The 17,791-nt window shown below is 53.7% G+C and carries 15 protein-coding genes and 5 tRNA genes; 9 read left to right on the plus strand and 11 right to left on the minus strand.

Annotated features, from left to right (window positions below; translation table 11 throughout):
- Positions 1 to 51: 51 nt before the first annotated feature.
- A complete protein-coding gene (gene epmB, locus C9I92_RS23465; protein WP_047885246.1) occupies positions 52 to 1,074 on the minus strand; it encodes an EF-P beta-lysylation protein EpmB in 1,023 nt (340 codons plus the stop codon).
- Positions 1,075 to 1,107: 33 nt separating this feature from the next.
- Between epmB and efp the strand changes: the two genes are divergently transcribed.
- Positions 1,108 to 1,674 (plus strand): elongation factor P, encoded by a 567-nt coding sequence (gene efp / locus C9I92_RS23470; RefSeq protein WP_047885245.1) that lies wholly within the window; start codon positions 1,108 to 1,110, stop codon positions 1,672 to 1,674.
- A gap of 216 nt (positions 1,675 to 1,890) precedes the next feature.
- Complete coding sequence (locus C9I92_RS23475; RefSeq protein ID WP_084712556.1) at positions 1,891 to 3,234, plus strand: SPFH domain-containing protein; 1,344 nt, start codon at positions 1,891 to 1,893, stop codon at positions 3,232 to 3,234.
- Positions 3,235 to 3,307: 73 nt separating this feature from the next.
- Here C9I92_RS23475 and frdD read toward each other — a convergent pair whose 3' ends face one another.
- Genes frdD through frdA form a run of 4 tightly spaced genes read right to left on the minus strand, consistent with a single transcriptional unit; the run spans position 3,308 to position 6,613 of the window.
- Complete coding sequence (gene frdD, locus C9I92_RS23480; RefSeq protein WP_047885243.1) at positions 3,308 to 3,670, minus strand: fumarate reductase subunit FrdD; 363 nt, start codon at positions 3,668 to 3,670, stop codon at positions 3,308 to 3,310.
- Positions 3,671 to 3,680: 10 nt separating this feature from the next.
- Positions 3,681 to 4,064 carry a fumarate reductase subunit FrdC gene (frdC, locus tag C9I92_RS23485; RefSeq protein WP_047885242.1) on the minus strand — a complete coding sequence of 128 codons (384 nt, stop codon included), beginning with the start codon at positions 4,062 to 4,064 and terminating at the stop codon, positions 3,681 to 3,683.
- Positions 4,065 to 4,066: 2 nt separating this feature from the next.
- A complete protein-coding gene (locus C9I92_RS23490) occupies positions 4,067 to 4,807 on the minus strand; it encodes a succinate dehydrogenase/fumarate reductase iron-sulfur subunit (RefSeq protein ID WP_047885241.1) in 741 nt (246 codons plus the stop codon).
- A 12-nt stretch (positions 4,808 to 4,819) separates the two neighbouring features.
- A complete protein-coding gene (gene frdA, locus C9I92_RS23495; protein WP_047885240.1) occupies positions 4,820 to 6,613 on the minus strand; it encodes a fumarate reductase (quinol) flavoprotein subunit in 1,794 nt (597 codons plus the stop codon).
- A 518-nt stretch (positions 6,614 to 7,131) separates the two neighbouring features.
- Between frdA and epmA the strand changes: the two genes are divergently transcribed.
- Complete coding sequence (epmA, locus tag C9I92_RS23500; RefSeq protein WP_047885239.1) at positions 7,132 to 8,103, plus strand: elongation factor P--(R)-beta-lysine ligase; 972 nt, start codon at positions 7,132 to 7,134, stop codon at positions 8,101 to 8,103.
- Positions 8,104 to 8,494: 391 nt separating this feature from the next.
- Here epmA and C9I92_RS23505 read toward each other — a convergent pair whose 3' ends face one another.
- From C9I92_RS23505 to rsgA, 6 genes are all read right to left on the minus strand, one after another.
- Positions 8,495 to 9,394: a DMT family transporter gene (locus tag C9I92_RS23505; protein WP_047885238.1), complete on the minus strand. Its 900-nt coding sequence runs from the start codon at positions 9,392 to 9,394 to the stop codon at positions 8,495 to 8,497.
- A gap of 201 nt (positions 9,395 to 9,595) precedes the next feature.
- Complete coding sequence (locus tag C9I92_RS23510; protein ID WP_047885237.1) at positions 9,596 to 10,309, minus strand: carbonic anhydrase; 714 nt, start codon at positions 10,307 to 10,309, stop codon at positions 9,596 to 9,598.
- A gap of 386 nt (positions 10,310 to 10,695) precedes the next feature.
- Complete coding sequence (locus C9I92_RS23515; RefSeq protein WP_047885236.1) at positions 10,696 to 12,579, minus strand: methyl-accepting chemotaxis protein; 1,884 nt, start codon at positions 12,577 to 12,579, stop codon at positions 10,696 to 10,698.
- A gap of 296 nt (positions 12,580 to 12,875) precedes the next feature.
- A complete protein-coding gene (locus C9I92_RS23520) occupies positions 12,876 to 14,291 on the minus strand; it encodes an SLC13 family permease (protein ID WP_047885299.1) in 1,416 nt (471 codons plus the stop codon).
- A 131-nt stretch (positions 14,292 to 14,422) separates the two neighbouring features.
- Positions 14,423 to 15,319, minus strand: a complete 897-nt coding sequence (gene asd, locus C9I92_RS23525; RefSeq protein ID WP_047885235.1) for an archaetidylserine decarboxylase — start codon at positions 15,317 to 15,319, stop codon at positions 14,423 to 14,425.
- Between the two features lie 142 nt (positions 15,320 to 15,461).
- Positions 15,462 to 16,514 (minus strand): small ribosomal subunit biogenesis GTPase RsgA, encoded by a 1,053-nt coding sequence (gene rsgA, locus C9I92_RS23530; RefSeq protein ID WP_047885234.1) that lies wholly within the window; start codon positions 16,512 to 16,514, stop codon positions 15,462 to 15,464.
- Positions 16,515 to 16,647: 133 nt separating this feature from the next.
- Between rsgA and orn the strand changes: the two genes are divergently transcribed.
- The 6 genes from orn to C9I92_RS23560 all read left to right on the plus strand — a co-directional run bounded on the left by orn (position 16,648) and on the right by C9I92_RS23560 (position 17,790).
- Positions 16,648 to 17,193 carry an oligoribonuclease gene (orn, locus tag C9I92_RS23535; protein WP_047885233.1) on the plus strand — a complete coding sequence of 182 codons (546 nt, stop codon included), beginning with the start codon at positions 16,648 to 16,650 and terminating at the stop codon, positions 17,191 to 17,193.
- 130 nt (positions 17,194 to 17,323) lie between these two features.
- Positions 17,324 to 17,400 (plus strand) — tRNA-Met (locus C9I92_RS23540).
- 3 nt (positions 17,401 to 17,403) lie between these two features.
- Positions 17,404 to 17,479, plus strand: a tRNA-Gly gene (locus C9I92_RS23545).
- A gap of 39 nt (positions 17,480 to 17,518) precedes the next feature.
- Positions 17,519 to 17,595 (plus strand) — tRNA-Met (locus tag C9I92_RS23550).
- Between the two features lie 3 nt (positions 17,596 to 17,598).
- Positions 17,599 to 17,674 (plus strand) — tRNA-Gly (locus tag C9I92_RS23555).
- 39 nt (positions 17,675 to 17,713) lie between these two features.
- A tRNA-Met gene (locus C9I92_RS23560) sits at positions 17,714 to 17,790 on the plus strand.
- Position 17,791: the final 1 nt, after the last annotated feature.

Below are 17,791 nucleotides of genomic sequence, written 5' to 3' on the forward strand. Positions count from 1 at the left end.
AAAAAAGGGCAGTTTGACTGCCCTTTAGAAAAGAATGCGTGGGGGGAAAGATTATTCGAGATGAAGATCGAGCGGGGTTTTACTGCGGCGACCGCCAATCTCGCGAGTGAGTTTCGGTACCAGATAACCGGACACGTTTTCCATCAGCCCCGCCATCAGGCGACGGGCTTCGTCATCGCCCACCATGAAATGTGCCGCGCCCTGTACCCGATCAAGCACATGCAGGTAATAAGGCAGGATACCGGCGCTGAACAGCGCTTCGCTCAGTTGCGTCAGGGCACCGACAGAGTCATTGACCCCCCGCAGCAATACGCCCTGGTTCAGCAGGGTCACGTTGGCCAGTTTCAGTTTGGCCATGGCTGCTGTCAATTCACCGTTGATTTCATTGGCGTGGTTAATGTGGGTCACCATAATGGCCTGCAGTCGGCTTTGGCTCAGCAACTGACATAACTCGTCAGTGATACGCCCCGGAATGACAACCGGCAAACGGGAGTGAATGCGGAGCCGTTTGACATGAGGGATTGCCGCAATACCACTGATCAGCCATTCCAGTTCCGTGTCTTTGGCCATCAGCGGATCGCCGCCAGACAGGATCACTTCATTGACCTCCGGCTGGCTGGCAATATAGTCGAGGGCAAGTTGCCAGGTGCGTTTGCTGCCGGGATTATCCTGATACGGGAAGTGGCGGCGGAAACAGTAGCGGCAGTTGACCGCACAACCGCCTTTGACAATCATCAGTACCCGGTTTTTGTACTTGTGCAGCAGCCCCGGGATGTCGTTATCCTGTTCTTCCAGTGGGTCGTTGGAATACCCGTCATGGACTTCAAATTCTTCCGCTAAGGGCAGCACCTGGCGCAATAATGGATCATACGGGTTGCCAAGTTCCATTCTATCGACAAAGCTCTTAGGGACACGCAGCGCAAATAATTTCCGGGCTGCTAACCCTTGCTCCCACGGGGCTGGATCAATTTGCAGGGTATTTAGCAGCTGAATCGGATCAGAAATCGCATTCGCAAGATCATTAAGCCAGTTTTGCTCAACAGTTGCGGCGTTTCGGGTTATTATGTGCGGCATTAATTACAACTCGAAGATGTTAAGAGGATAAAAATGGCGTCTTTCAGCACCAATGAATTCCGCGGCGGAATGAAAATTATGCTAGATAATGAACCGTGTGTCATTATCGAAAACGAATTTGTTAAGCCAGGTAAAGGCCAGGCATTTAACCGCGTTAAGATTCGTAAACTGCTTTCTGGCAAGGTTCTTGAGAAGACTTTCAAATCTGGCGAAACCGTTGAAGCTGCTGACGTAATTGATTCTGAACTGGACTACCTGTACAACGACGGTGAGTTCTACCACTTCATGAACAATGAGTCGTTCGAGCAGATCGCGGCAGATGTGAAAGCAGTAGGCGACAACGCGAAATGGCTGGTAGAAAACAACGCTTGTACGCTGACACTGTGGAACGGCAACCCAATCGCGGTAACGCCACCAAACTTTGTTGAGCTGGAAGTGGTTGAAACGGATCCAGGCCTGAAAGGTGATACTCAGGGTACAGGTGGTAAGCCTGCGACACTGTCAACCGGTGCTGTCGTACGTGTTCCTCTGTTCATCCAGATCGGTGAAGTGATCAAAGTTGACACTCGCTCTGGTGAATACGTAAGCCGCGTGAAATAAGGCGGTTGATTCGTCAAAAAAGGTCGCTCAGGCGGCCTTTTTTTATGTCTGCGGCAAGGCGTTTTTTGAAGCGTGTACGGTAAATTCCTGTCAAAGCAAAGAATTGCTAACGCTTGATATGCTATCTGTTTACTATTGAGGCGTTGATGAATTCAGAAGGAATCAGACGTGGACGCGAAACCTCAGTTGCAGGCGGTATTGAAAAACAAAGTCTCTATGCCCGTGGTCGGTGGCATTCTTGGTGCGGCAGCGCTATTTGGCCTGATCAATAACTCCATCCTGATGACCGATGCCGGTTACACCTATGTGCACCAGAATAACGTGACCGGTGAGCTGGCGGTGTTCAATGAGCCCGGCATTCACTTGCGGATGCCTTTTTTGTCCAAAATCACCCAATATGATCAGGTGATTACGGTGTCTTACGGCAATACGACCGGGGAAGACTTCTATCAGCGCCTGCCGGCGATTCAAGTGCGGTTTGCTGACACCTATATCGGCCAGATTCCGGTGACGTTTCGTTTTAAGCTGTCTCAGGATCCACAAGCCATCATCAAAATGCACCGTGAATTTCGTAATAACAATAACCTGATCGATGCGTTGTTGGTGAAGAACGCCCGGAACGTGACGGTCATTACGGCCACCCAATACACGGGGGAGGAGTTTTTTCAGGGCGGGCTTAACCAGTTTAAATCTAAGCTGGGTGATCAGCTGCGCGACGGGATCTACATGACCGAGCGGCGTCAGGTGGAAGTCGAACAGATTGACTTGGCACCGGTGGGCATTAATCAGACCAACCCGAATCAGTTGCAGCGTACCCAGCAGCTGGTGTGGAAAACCGTCCCGGTGTTTGACAAACAAGGCAGCCCGAAACGTCAGGACAACCCGCTCAGCCAGTACGGCATTGCGGTCACGCAGGTCACGATTGGGGATCCTAAGCCGGAAGAGCAACTGGATAAGCTGCTGTCGGACAAGAAACGTCTGGTTGCTGATCGTATCCGGGCCATTCAGGAGCAGGAAACCTCAAAAGCGCAGGCAGAAACCGAGCAGCTGCGTAAAGAAATTCAGCGAACCCGTGAAGTACAGGATGCCCAGCGCAACAAAGAGCTGGCGATCATTTCTCAGCAGAAAGAGGTTGAAGTCGCACGCCAGATTGCGGAGCGGGAAATCGTCGAAGTCGAGAAGAAAAAGCGTCTGGCTGAAGTCGAAAAAGAAAAGGAGCTGGCCATTGCCGAAGCCAACCTGGCCATTCAGAAAGCGAACTCCCTGTCGGCGGAGTATGAAGCCAAAGCGATTCTGGCCAAGGGCCGGGCAGAGGCGGAAATCCTGAAAGCGAAATACGATGCGTACGGCGCTAACCGTGAGGTCTATCTGGCCGAGCTGAACCGGGATGTGTCCACGGCGTTGTACAATAACCTCAAGAACTATCAGGTGGAAATGCCGAAAAACTATTTTGGTGGCGGGGAAGGCGGCAAGATGACCTCCAACCTGGATGTGATCACCGGGCTTGGTGCGTTGGGGCTGCTGGAAAAAAGCGACAAACTGGCCGCCAAAGAGAAGTAATCGGACACGGTCATCAAACCCGGCAATAAAAAAAGCACCGCATTGCGGTGCTTTTTAATGGTCAGGATCTGTCTTAAATCATGAAGACAAAAATCACGGCTAGGGCAGAAATCAGGAAAGCCGTGGCGTAACAGCCCACTTTACCTGCTGTACCAGCATGGATTTTCAGGTCATGCATACCGTGATGCAGACGGTGCATCGCATGCCACATTGGCAGCGCCAGTGTCGCGATGGTGAACAGGCCACCGATGATGCTGGTCACGAAACCGGACACGCGCTCGTAGCTCATTGCGTCTGCATCCAGCATACCCATTGGTACCATGATGCCAAGAACCAGTACCGTTACCGGGGTGATCATGGCGAACCAGGTACCACCTGCACCAAACAGTCCCCACCAGATTGGCTCGTCAGAACGTCTTGGATTGAGATTAACCACAATGCACTCCTTAAACTAGTACCAGAACGAACAGGGAGATCGCAGCAACCGCAGCCCACTGGGCCAGGACAACCACTTTCTTATCCAGGGCTTTGCCTTTCACTTTGATCGGCATAACCTGAGGCATCATGCTGAAGAACGTTTGCGCATGGAACAGGCTGCCGGCCAGTGCCAGGATATTCAGCACGATGACAACCGGGTTAGCCATGAAGTCCAGCCAGCCCTGCCAGGCTTCCGGTCCTTTCACCAGACAGCCCAGACCAAAGGTCAGACACAGGGTGAAGAAGATCAGCGGCAGAACCGTGGCTTCACGCACCATGTAGAAGCGGTAGAAAGGGTGATCCTTCCACCAGGTACGCTTCATTTCGCGAACGTAAGGTTTACGATTGGTCATCCTTATGCCTCCTGAGGTTTCATCATGGCAATGACGAAATCTTTTGATGATTCCACTTTGCCTTGGTTAACCGCTGCTGCCGGGTCTACGCTCTTCGGACACACTTCCGAACAGTAGCCCACGAACGTACAACCCCATGCACCGTTTTCACCGTTGATCAGCTTCATACGCTCTGCAGAGCCATTGTCGCGGCTGTCCAGGTTGTAGCGGTGAGCCAGGGTCAGTGCTGCCGGACCAATGAACTCAGGGTTCAGGCCGAACTGCGGACACGCGGCGTAGCACAGGCCACAGTTGATGCAGCCGGAGAACTGCTTATACTTCGCCATTTGTGCCGGAGTCTGGTTGTTCGGGCCGTCTTCCGGTTTGCGATTGTTCCCGATGATGTATGGCTTGATGGCTTCCAGACGCTCGATGAACGGCGTCATGTCAACGATCAGGTCTTTTTCGATCGCAAAGTTAGACAGTGCTTCGATCTTCAGACCGTTCGGGTAATCACGCAGGAAGGTCTTACAGGCCAGTTTTGGCACCTTGTTGACCATCATGCCGCATGAACCACAGATCGCCATCCGGCAAGACCAGCGGTAAGCCAGATCTTTGTCCAGGTTATCTTTGATGTAACCCAGCGCGTCCAGCACGGACATGGTTTCGTTAAAAGGGACTTCGAACATTTCGAAGTACGGCTCTGCGTCTTTCGCCGGGTCATAACGCAGAATTTCTACTTTCTGAATGCGATTGTCTGACATTATGCCTGCTCCTTACTTATTCTCAGCGGCTTCTTTAGCTGCCGCTTCTTCCGCTGCCGCGCCGTACAAACGGGCTTTTGGCTGCGACTTGGTGATAGTGACATCGCTGTAATCAATACGCGGTGCTTGATCACCGTTATAGAATGCCAGAGTGTGTTTCAGGTAGTTCACGTCATCACGCTCGGTACAGCCATCGTCAAGACGCTGGTGCGCACCGCGCGATTCACGACGATTGATGGCGGAATGTGCCATGGCTTCTGCCACTTCCAGGCCGTAGCCCACTTCAATCGCATACAGCAGGTCAGTGTTGAACACTTTGCCTTTGTCTTTGATGCTGATTTTCTTGTAGCGCTCACGCAGTTCAGCCAACTTGTCGATAGTGGCTTGCATCAGATCTTCCTGACGGTAGATACCACAACCGGCTTCCATGGATTGACCCATTTCAGTACGGATGTCAGCCCAGTTTTCGTCGCCTTCCTGAGCCATCAGAGCATCGATGCGTGCCTGAACCGCGTCCATCTGTGCTTTTACTGCCGCATCGTTCCAGCCTTTGAAAGACTGTGCACGCTCAGCCGCACCTTCACCGGCAACGCGGCCGAAGACAACCAGCTCAGCCAGGGAGTTAGAGCCCAGACGGTTCGCACCGTGCAGACCTACCGATGAACATTCACCAACGGCAAACAGACCTTTGATGCGGGTTTCGTTGTGGCTGTTGGTTTCGATACCACCCATGGTGTAGTGCACGGTCGGACGAATTGGAATCGGCTCTTTAGCCGGATCCACGTTGACGTACGCTTTCGCCAGTTCACAGATGAACGGCAGACGCTCATGCAGGTATTCTTCACCCAGGTGACGCAGGTCAAGGTGAACCACATCGCCCAGTGGGTGCTTGATGGTGTTACCTTTTTGCTGCTCGTGCCAGAACGCTTGTGACACTTTGTCACGAGGGCCCAGCTCCATGTATTTGTTCTTTGGCTGGCCGATTGGCGTTTCAGGGCCCATGCCATAGTCTTGCAGGTAACGGTAACCGTTCTTGTTAACGATGATACCGCCTTCACCACGACAACCTTCGGTCATCAGGATACCGGTGCCAGGCAGGCCCGTTGGGTGGTACTGAACGAATTCCATGTCACGCAGTGGCACGCCGTGGCGGAACGCCATCGCCATACCGTCGCCGGTCACGATGCCGCCGTTGGTGTTGCAGTGGTAAACACGGCCCGCACCGCCAGTGGCCAGGATCACAGATTTCGCTTTAATGCAGATCAGCTCACCTTCGGACATGTGGATAGCCACCAGGCCCTGTACTTCACCGTCATCGACGATCAGATCAACCACAAAGTATTCGTCAAAGCGTTTGATTTGCTTGTACTTGATAGAGGTCTGGAACAGGGTGTGCAGCATGTGGAAACCGGTTTTATCGGCCGCGAACCACGTACGCTCAACCTTCATACCACCGAAACGACGAACGTTTACTTCACCGTTTTCTTTACGGCTCCACGGACAGCCCCATTGTTCCAACTGGGTCATCTCGCGAGTGGCGTTTTCTACGAAATATTCAACAACGTCCTGTTCACATAGCCAGTCACCACCACCAACGGTGTCGTTGAAGTGGTTGTCTAAGCTATCCTCATCCTTGATGACAGCAGCGGAGCCACCCTCTGCGGCTACGGTGTGCGAGCGCATTGGGTAAACCTTAGAAATCAGTGCAATTTCCAAGTCTGGGTTTGCTTCTGCCGCAGCGATGGCAGCACGTAGGCCTGCACCACCTGCGCCGACAACAGCGATATCTGTGGTAATAGTCTTCACAGCTATCCTCCGAAGGTAAGACGAAAATTATAAAAGTGCGCCGGGCGCACTTAACCTTGAAATCCTAAGTTCATTCTATGAAACAAAATCAGTAGAAAATTTGATTTAGACGCATCTTTTCCAAGGAAATACCCCCTAAGAGTAAGGTGATTACAGAAACTGTGATTATTGTCACAAGCTGTAATGTTTTGTCATTGTTAGCAACTGAAAACGAGTTGTTTTAGATGTTTCTGGCTCGTTGTTGATGTGTTTCTATTTTATGGCGTAAATCCTTGTTGTCCAATAAGATAGCCGATGAACAAGGCATTCTGCCCAGAAAGAATGTTAGTTTAATATCGCTGACGTGACCGGATTGTTAACTCAATGTGTGTTTGGTGTGGTTTTGTCGCTGTGGTTTCGTGTCTTATTTTGTTCATAATTATTCATAAGTTGCGGGTGCACAGAGCGGCTGTTTCAGATCCGCAGATTTGCTACCATAACGGCCTTTATTTCAGCAGTTAGAAAGATCGAAACCGGCTATGACTACCCATTGGCAACCTACTGCATCCCTTCCTCAACTGAAGCAGCGAGCCGCGATTCTGGCTCAGATCCGCGCCTTTTTTGCCGCCCGTGATGTGTTGGAAGTGGACACCCCGGCGATGAGCCAGGCGACCGTGACAGACATTCACCTGCACACTTTCCAGACCCAGTTTGTTGGGCCGGGCTTTGCCAACGGGCAACAACTGTATCTGATGACCAGCCCGGAATTTCATATGAAGCGCTTGCTGGCGGCAGGTAGCGGGCCGATTTACCAAATCTGTAAATCCTTCCGCAATGAAGAATCCGGGCGCTATCACAATCCGGAATTCACCATGCTGGAATGGTATCGTCCGGGCTTTGACCATCACACTCTGATGGACGAAATGGATGACCTGTTGCAGATGGTGCTGCAGTGCGGGGCCGCAGAGCGCATGACCTATCAGCAGGCGTTTCTGACGGTACTGGGCGTGTGCCCGCTGACGGCGGAGATGGATGCACTCAAAGCGGTCGCGGCGACGCTGGGACTGGCTGATATTGCAGAGCCGGAAGACGATCGGGATACCCTGCTTCAGTTACTGTTTAGCGTGGGAGTGGAAGCGAAAATTGGCCAGCAGGCCCCGGCGTTTGTTTATGATTTCCCTGCTTCTCAGGCGGCGCTGGCGCAAATCAGCCCGGCAGATGAGCGGGTAGCAGAACGTTTTGAGGTGTATTTCAAAGGCATTGAGCTGGCGAATGGTTTCCATGAACTGGCCGACGGCGATGAGCAGCTGGCACGGTTTGAAGCCGACAACCGCAAACGACTGGAGATGGGGCTGGCACCACAGCCGATTGACCTGCATCTGGTCAACGCCCTTCGGGCGGGATTTCCTGACTGTGCTGGCGTGGCGTTAGGCATTGATCGTCTCATCATGCTGGCTCTGGGGTTGGATCATATTGATCGTGTAACAGCGTTTCCGATCGAGATTGCCTGATAAGGATCGTATCGACCAACACAACGAATGAGAGAGTCTGAAAGAGGCTAAGGCAGACTAAGGTAGGCCAAGCTTAAACTTAGACTCGACAGACAGTCACCCGTGGATGACTGTCTGTCAGTCTGAGCTCCTCTGACGGAGCGCTGCCCCGGCCATAGGGCATGAGGAACAGCCTGTGGACGGTGTGGTCAGGCGTCAGTTAGGATTTCAAGGCGTCTTACCGCCCGCAGAGCTGACTCACACGTGGCAAGTATAACTCGCTATCACGTAGATGCAAATGATTCTCAATTGCTGGTGTGGGATGCATCCCTTTTATTGATAGTTTTAAGCTCTGATACCTAATTTCAAACGTCTACGTAAGCTTGTCATCATTGCCTGAGCTGTGTGGCGCTTAGTGGCTCAGAATCAATACGGTGCCCAGCACTGCCAGACAGGCGCCGCACCAGGCCTGCCAGGGCGGCATGATTCGGGTATACAGCCACAGTAGAGGCAGAATCATGATCGGGGTCGTTGAAGAGAGCAGCGCCACCATGCCGACATCGCCGTAGCGCAGGGCATAGAGGATAAATGTCATTCCGACCGCCATAGCCAGAAAGCCATTCAGAGCAACCTGCAGAAAAATGGACAGGGTGATTGGTTGGTGCGGACGGGCGAGGCGCAGCCCGGTGATTCGCAGCAGACTGTGCGCAGCAAAGGCACTGGCCATGCGCATGGCTGACGCTGCAACCGGGTCAATATCGGTCTGCATCACCGGTTTGGCGATCACCGCACCTAACGACTGGCACAGTGCTGCAGTCAGACCCAGAGCAATTGCGACCCACAGGGTACCGTGACTGCCTTCCCAATGGTGGTGGCTGGCATCTTTCTGACGGCTCTGGCCGAAAAAGATGGCCAGAGCCACGCCGCTGAACACCAGAATGCCACCCACCAGTTTCCAACCCAGTAGCTGTTCATCAAACAGCCAGATCCCGAGTAACGCTGAAAAAACCGCATGGCAGGAAAATAGCAGTCCGGCGCGACGCGGGCCAATACGGTTGAAACAGGCAAACAAGGCGGTATCGCCGATGAAGATCCCAACCAGACCGGATAACAGCATGACGCTGGCCGCCTCCCAGTGCAGGGTGGCCCAGCCGCCGTTCAGTAAGGCCATGACGGACAGCATGACCGTGACGCAGGCCATCCGCCAGCGGCTGTAGGCAAAGGCGCCGAGATGGCGGGACGGTGTGACAGAAATCAGGCTGCTGACAGCCCACAGCATTGCGGCGCCGAGCGCCAGCCATTCGTAACCCATGATATTCCTTATCGTACAGTGAGTTGCCTGCGCATCGGGCGAAGCACAGCGGTGCAGGGCGCTTATCTTGCGGCAAGGGTGCCAAGCGGTGCAATGTTTTTCTGGCTGGCTGGCAGAGCTTGGGGCAGCGCGGGTCGGCTGCCCCGGATGTGTCAGGGGCGGTGGGCGTTCAGGGATGGCAGACGGAATCTGCGGCGGTCGTTATTGCAGGATCACCCGGGCATTGAGCGGCTGCACCGGTCGGGCGTTATCCCCCATGATTTCGTGCAGGGCTGTGGTCTGTGCAGGGCTGCTGGCCTGAGGCTCTTTCAACACATACCAGCGTACTCCTTCGGTACAAGGTGGGGTCGTTAACGAGCCGCTGAAACGGTAATAGTCGCGTTCACGCGGCAACAGGTCAGCCGGGTTGATGGTTGCACCCGGTGTGCGGGTTTCCCCGGTTTCCGGCAGGCTGTTCAGCAGGTTGCCCAGGGTTGCGTTACCCCGCGGGCCGGTTTCAAACATGGCGGCAATGACAGCCAGTTGCCCTTGTGAGCTGGCATGGACAAAGTGGACCTCCAGCGGAAATTGTTTGCCCTTGATGGTGTTTTCTGACGGCGTGTGGAAATGGAACTGTTTGAGGGTGAAGGTTTCGCCCTCAATGTCCAGGGTGTTTTGCCCGCTGACATTGGCCTGAATGGTGTGGCCGTTGTTGATAAGTTCACTCACCTGGCCTTGGTAATCAATATGTAATGGTGCCAGTTTGGCGGACAGGGTTTCGGTTATGTTTACCGGGCTCTGGTTCAGCCCCTCGCCACAGGTTTCAAACTGCTCACCCCAGTGTTCGACGCCATGGGCGCCCTCATAATGCCAGTCGGCGGCGCTGGTTTGGGTGGCCCAGCTGGCGGCCAGCAAGAATAATGCTGCTTTGGTCATGGTTGTGTTCACGATGTTGCCCTCTCTGATTGTTATATGACCGGGCTGTCTGGCTCGGCCGGCGCATTTTACGGCGGTGCCGGGTGGGGGGAATGAGGAAATCGCCGTTTTGGCAGCTATGTTGGAATCTAGCAAAAAATGACGGCAGATAATGAAAAGTTAGGTCTTAGTTTTGCGAGGCAGTTGGCACCGTGCCGTCGTGTCGGCAGCTTTGCTGCGGGCGTTTCGCTTGCCTGGTATCAAGCCTAGACGGCTGAGAGGCGAAGCGGTTGTAAGGAAAACAAAAAGGCCGCGCAATAAAGGCGGCCGGAGAAGGAACAACCAGACGTTATTGCCTGAGTGTTTAAGAGGCGATGTTCATGACGACACCCGTTTCGTCACGGCAATCAGACCTGAAAGCGAGAGACATCTTCACGCATTTCGTTTGCTGCACGGTGCATCGCCCGGGCGCTTTCGGTCACGGCCCCGGTTTGGACCGCCAAATGATCCGAGACATCTTTGATGGCCTGAGTATTGCGGCTGATGTCTTCACTCACGGCGCGCTGCTCTTCGGCGGCACTGGCAATCTGGGTCGCCATGTCCGATATTTCCGTAATCGCTTGAGTGATCTGGTTGAGGCTTTCGCTGGCGGCTTCGGCGTAACCGACGCTCTGACCGGCCAATTCGGTACTGGTCTCCATACTCTCAACCGCCTGACGGGTGTTCTGCTGCAGGGTGTCAATCATGCTGCGGATTTCCTCGGTTGAGTCGTGGGTGCGCTGGCTCAGGACGCGAACCTCATCGGCGACCACCGCAAATCCCCGGCCTTGTTCCCCGGCCCGGGCGGCTTCAATGGCAGCGTTCAACGCCAGCAGGTTCGTCTGCTCGGCAATGCCCTGAATGGTTGACAGAATCTGGTTGATATTCTGGGCATTTTGTTCCAGTTCGTGAATCACATGAGCGGCATCCTGCACCTGATTGGCCAGCTGCGTAATGGCATGACGGTTCTGGCCAATTACGCCCTGACCTTCTTCGCAGGCGGTGGTGGAAGCCTGCGCCGCCGAGGCGGTCAACTCGGCATGACTGGCGACCTCGGCAGAAGTGGCCGACATTTCGTGAATGGCGGTCGCGATCTGGTTGACGTCATTTTGCTGCTCGGCCACTTTGTGGCTGGCCATTTCCGTCTGATTGGCGGAGTGACCGGCCTGCTCACCGAGGGTGTGCGACTGCGCGACAATGGTTTTAATCATCGACTGCAATTGACCGAGGAAGCGGTTAACGTGCTCGGCCAGTTCCCCAATTTCATCCTGCCGCTCGATATCAATACGCTGGGTTAGGTCTCCGCTGCCTTGTGCTAGTTGCGCCATCGACTCGCTCAGGCGGGTCAGCGGACGCAGCAGGCTGTTGAAGATCAGGGTCGCGATTGCGGCGATCACCACATACAGTGCTACCGAGGCCAGCAGAACAAACGTGATCTGGCGGCCAATCGAGGCATAGGCCAGATCTTTGTCTTCCACCAGTACCAGGGTCCAGTCCGTCCCGGCGATGGGGGTGGCATACAGCAGTTTGTCACGGTTGTCAGTGTCAAAACGGAAAGCGTGGATAGTTTGCTCGCGCTCAATTTGTTTCAGCAGTGCGGGCGTTAAATCGGCATCCAGACGGGTCAGGGCTTGCTGGCTGAGCGATTCATCGCGGTAGGCCACTATCTGGTTGTTGCCATCCAGCAGGAAGGCGAAACCGTCGTGATCCAGCTTCAGGCTCAGTACCTGCTGGATGATGTCAGTAATGGTCAGATCGGCCGCCAGTACGCCCTGATGTTTGCCCCGGAAGGCTTTGGCCAGGCTGACCACCATGCTGCCGTCAAAGTCCTGATAAGGTGCGGTCACGATCAGGCCGCTTTGCCCCATGGCATCTTTGTACCAAGGACGGCTACGGGGATCGTAATCTGCCGGCCAGTCTTCGGTTTTATCGCCATAGGCAATATGGCCGTCGCTGAAACCGGCATAGACCGACAGGAACTGGCCGGCACGTTTGGTCAGCAGTAACTCACGGTCGATATTGTCCTGATTGGCGATCAGGGTTTCATTGGCCAGCAGCATGTCACTGCGGATTGCCAGCCAGTCAGTAATGTAACGGCTGGTGGCCTGGCCCATGTCTTTCATCTGGTTACTGACGGCATAGGTAGTTTCTGCTTTCAGCTGGGAAATGGATATCCACGCCTGAACGGCGCTCACGGTGGCAATGATCACTGCAATGGCGATCTGTATTTTGAGTTTTAGTGTCAGTTTCATCATATCTCTCTCGAATGCGCATGTTTTTAGTGTTATTGCGAGGAGGTGGTTGTGTGGCTGTGTGATTGTCGCTGGGTTCGGATAAAAGCGCGTCAGAACGTCGGCAATATGAACATTTATCGGCGGTTTGGGGCTTATCATTAGCCAGAAATGTTAGTTTTTACGTGACCCTCATTGCAAAACTCGGTTTTTCAGGGCGTTGAACGCAAAAAGGATGCGGTGTGAGGCCGCATCCTTGTCATAAACGTTGTGTCTCAGCGTTACGCGACAGCGTCTTCCTGCAAAGACGCTGACGGTCAGGTGATGATCATGGCACCGGCATAGACGACGGCGAGGCCAACCAGCCCGATGATGAGGCCGGTCTTGGCCATGTCTTTGCTCTCAATCAGTCCGGTTGAGTACGCCAGGGAGTTCGGTGGCGTAGACACCGGCAGGATCATCCCCAGAGAGGCCGAGAAAGCGACCACGACCAGCACCCCTTGCAACCCGCCCAGTGACGCCAGGCTGTCCATGGAGGTCGCCACGGCTGCGGCAATGGGCATCAACAGGTTAGCGGTGGCGGTGTTGGACATGAAGTTGGCCATCAGCCAGCAGATCATCGACAAAGTCAGGACAACGGCAATCGGCGACAGCACATCATAGTCCACGGCATGGGCCAGTGCCTCAGCCAGACCGGTTTTCTCCAGTCCGAGGCCAATCGCAATCCCCCCGGCAACCAGCCACAGTACATCCCAGTTGATCAGCTTGAGTTCTTCTTTCCCCATGATGCCGGTCAGCGTGAACACCGCCAGTGGAATAATCGATACCACATAGGTGTTCATGCCGTGCAGGGCGGTGGTCATCCACAGCACTATCGTCAGGGCAAAAGTGATATACACCACGATTGCCTGCCAGCTGGTTTGGAACTGACCGTCCAGCTGGAGCGTCATATGGCGCTGAGAGGACGGGAACAGTTTTTGCAGCAACCACCAGGCAAAAGTCAGCTGCAGAATCACAAACGGCAGGCCGATGGTCATCCAGCCCAAAAAGCTGATGCTGTTTTCTCCGGTCAGGTACTGCAGGGCAATGGCGTTGGGCGGGGTTCCGATCGGCGTGGCGATGCCGCCGGTGTTCGCCGCGACAGGAATACACAGCACCAGCGCTTTGATGCCGATATCTCCTTTGGGAACCGAGGCCACAATGGGGGCCAGCAGTGCCAGCATCATCACTGTGGTTGCGGTGTTAGACATAAACATCGAGAACACTGCGGTGATCAGCATCAGGCCCAGCATGATGAACTTGGGCTGGGTCCCAAACGGTTTTAAAAGAACCCGGGCCAGATTGTTATCCAGTTCATATTTGGAGGCGGCAATCGCGAGGGCAAAGCCGCCCATAAACAGAATGATGATCGGTGAAGAAAAGGCGCCAAAAATGTCGGTATATTGCAGCATTACCCCCATGTCGTGCCCTTCCGGGGGAATGCGGAACAGGTGCAGCCCTTTATCGGAAATCATGATCAGTTCCAGGGCGATAATCAGAATGGAAGTGGCAAATACCGGCACTGGCTCGAGTACCCACAACAGGGCCGCGAGGGCAAAAATGGCCAGCAGACGATGCTGGGTCAGGGTGAGATCGTCAATCGGAATCGCATCAATCGGCAGCGTCAGGATACCGAGCGGGATCCCGAAAGCAACCAGCAGTTTGAAGATATGGGCAAGCGAAAATGTTGGCATAGTCTGTTGGTTTGCATATGAATTAATAGCCGCCAGCATACTATTGAGGGGAGGGGAATTCCCTCGGCGTGGTCGATTTTTTGCACAAAAAAAGGGGCCAGAGGCCCCTTAAATGTAAAAGTGTTAACTGATTATGCTTGTGCGATGTCAGCGACTGTCGCATCAGCATTCAGGCGGCGGGCATACGCGCTGCCCATCAAAGTCGGGGTGGTCGGTTCCAGACCTTCCACAAATTCAACGGCGGCTTTCGGGAACAGGTTAATCACGGTTGATCCCAGCTTGAAGCGACCCATTTCTTCCCCTTTTTTCAGGGTGATGGCTTGCTCACCGTCTGCCGGGTAGTCCCAGCGATGCACGCGTGGACTGCGAGGTGGCGTGATTGTGCCTGCCCAGACGGTTTCGATGCTGCCGACAATGGTGGCACCCACCAGTACCTGTGCCATTGGGCCGAAATCGGTATCAAAGATACAGACGACGCGCTCGTTACGGGCAAACAGGTTCGGTACGTTCTGTGCCGTCAGCGGGTTTACGGAAAACAGCTCACCCGGAACGTAAATCATTTGGCGCAGCGTTGCGTCACATGGCATGTGGACGCGGTGGTAATCTTTCGGCGACAGGTACAGGGTGGCAAACAGGCCGTCATCGAACTGTGCAGCCAGCTCAGCATCGCCACCCAGTAGCTCAACGGCTTCATAGGTGTGCCCTTTGGCCTGGATTAACTGTCCCGCCGTTACCGGGCCTAATTGGCTGACGCAGGCATCTGCCGGGTGACAAAGCGTTTGGGCGTCTTCGTCGATTGGGCGTGCGCCTTCTTTCAGCTCACGCACAAAAAAGTCGTTGAAGGTCGCATAAGCAGCCGGATCTGGGTTCCGTGCTTCGTTCATATCAATGCCGTAGCGGCGGATGAACCAGCGGATTACCGCCGTTGTCAGTTTACCGGCTTTCAGGGAAGCCAGTTTGCCGGCAAGCTGGGTCAGGGTCTGTTTAGGCGCGCAGTACTGCAGGCCGATTTTAAGATTGTCGTGCACGGTATCTTTCCAGAAACTTTCAGTCGATCAACAAGATGATTACTTATTCATAACGCTAGCCGGGCATGATACCTGACTTAGCGAACAAAGTCAGTCTCATCCGGCCAGGAAGACTTCCCCCAATTGTTGGGGGAAGTGGGGATCAGTCGGGTTTGTTGCGGGAGAATTGCCGGTTAGCAACGTTCTCTGACATGCTTTCAATTATGCGGTGGTAGCTGTCATAGCGCTCCTGGCTGATTTTACCCTCTTCAACCGCTTGGCGGATCAGACAGCCCGGATCGTCGCCGTGTTTGCAGTCGCGGAATTTACAACCGCCCAGAAAATCACGGAACTCCACAAATGCATTGGTTACCTGCTCCGGCTCAAGGTGCCACAGACCAAATTCCCGGACTCCCGGTGAGTCAATCAAATCACCGCCGTGCGGGAAGTGATACAGACGGGCTGCGGTAGTCGTGTGCTGGCCCAATCCCGAGTTCTCAGAAATGTCACCTACCTCGGCGTCAACTTCCGGCATCAGCGAGTTCACCAGGCTGGATTTCCCCACGCCGGATTGACCGGCAAAAATGCTGATGTGATCTTTCAGATCGTCATTCAGGCTGTCCAGCCCTTCACCGGTGGTGGAACTGACCATACGCACCTGATAACCGATATTCTGGTACAGGGCCAGCATCTGCTCAACGGTGTGACGCGCTTCCGGATCCAATAGATCGACTTTGTTTAACACGATCAGGGGTTCGATCCCTACCGTTTCCGCTGCGATCAGGTAGCGGTCGATGATATTCAGTGACAACTCCGGAACAACGGCGGATACAATCAGGATCTGATTGACGTTTGCCGCCACGGCTTTAACGCCATCGTAGTAGTCAGGGCGAGTCAGCATGGAGCTGCGTTCGTGTACGGCTTCTACCACTCCGGCAATACCTTGCAGGGTTTCCACCCCTGGGCGCCAAACCACGCGATCACCGGACACCAGGCTCTGGATACTGCGTCGCAGGTTGCAGCGGTGAATCACACCGGTTTCCGGATCTTCAATGTCGGCATGCTGGCCGAAACGGGTGATCACCAGGCCTTCACGGGCTGACTCCAGCAGGGATTCATCCCACTGGATATCATCTTTTTCGCGCGTTAGGCGTTTGTTTTGGTTAGAGCGCACACGACGGCTCTGTCCTTTGGTCAGCTTTTTCTTTTTTGCCACAAGAATTTCGTTCAGTTAGTTGGCTTACGATAAAATAAAGGCGTTTGCCGTCAGGGAATGTAGTCTGTTCCCCGCAATCGGCTTGCATTTGGTATTATCATACATGGTTTACTCATAGAATAGGCAATATCCGATGACGATCAGCGATCAGAACCTTATTTGGATCGATTTAGAAATGACCGGGCTGGATCCTGAAGCCCATAAAATTATTGAGATTGCGACGATCGTGACGGATGCGCAGCTGAATGTGCTGGCTGAAGGACCAGTACTGGCGGTTCATCAGCCAGAGTCGGAATTAGCAAAAATGGATGAGTGGTGCACTTCCACCCATACTAAAAGTGGGTTGGTAGCGCGAGTGCGCGAGAGCAAGGTTGATGAAACAGAAGCTGTGCGTCAGACCATTGCCTTTCTGGAGCAGTGGGTACCTAAAGGTGCGTCACCAATTTGTGGTAACAGCATCGGGCAGGATCGCCGCTTTTTGTACAAACATATGCCAGAGCTGGAGCAATACTTTCACTACCGTTACCTGGATGTCAGTACACTGAAAGAACTTACCCGCCGTTGGCAGCCTGATCTGCGGACCGGATTCCACAAAAAAGGCAGTCACCTGGCTCTGGACGATATTCGTGATTCAATCAATGAGTTGCGTTACTATCGTGAACATATTTTCAAAATTTGATGATGATTTAGACGGTCGCATTGAAATTTCCATATTTTTTTTAGGAAGTATTGCATCCGTCTAATTTCTTCGTATAATGCGCAGCCTCGAAAGGCAAATATTCAATTGTTTTGCTTTTCAAAAAATCGGACGCGGGGTGGAGCAGCATGGTAGCTCGTCGGGCTCATAACCCGAAGGTCGTCGGTTCAAATCCGGCCCCCGCAACCAAATGCGACACTAGCTCAGTTGGTAGAGCGCAACCTTGCCAAGGTTGAGGTCACGAGTTCGAACCTCGTGTGTCGCTCCAAATTTAAAGTTGTCATCGTACTTAACGGTGAAAATCGGACGCGGGGTGGAGCAGCTTGGTAGCTCGTCGGGCTCATAACCCGAAGGTCGTCGGTTCAAATCCGGCCCCCGCAACCAAATGCGACACTAGCTCAGTTGGTAGAGCGCAACCTTGCCAAGGTTGAGGTCACGAGTTCGAACCTCGTGTGTCGCTCCAAATTTAAAGTTGTCATCGTACTTAACGGTGAAAATCGGACGCGGGGTGGAGCAGCTTGGTAGCTCGTCGGGCTCATAACCCGAAGGTCGTCGGTTCAAATCCGGCCCCCGCAACCAA

The sequence above is a fragment of the Photobacterium ganghwense genome, from assembly GCF_003025595.1.
Taxonomy (GTDB): Bacteria; Pseudomonadota; Gammaproteobacteria; order Enterobacterales; family Vibrionaceae; genus Photobacterium; species Photobacterium ganghwense.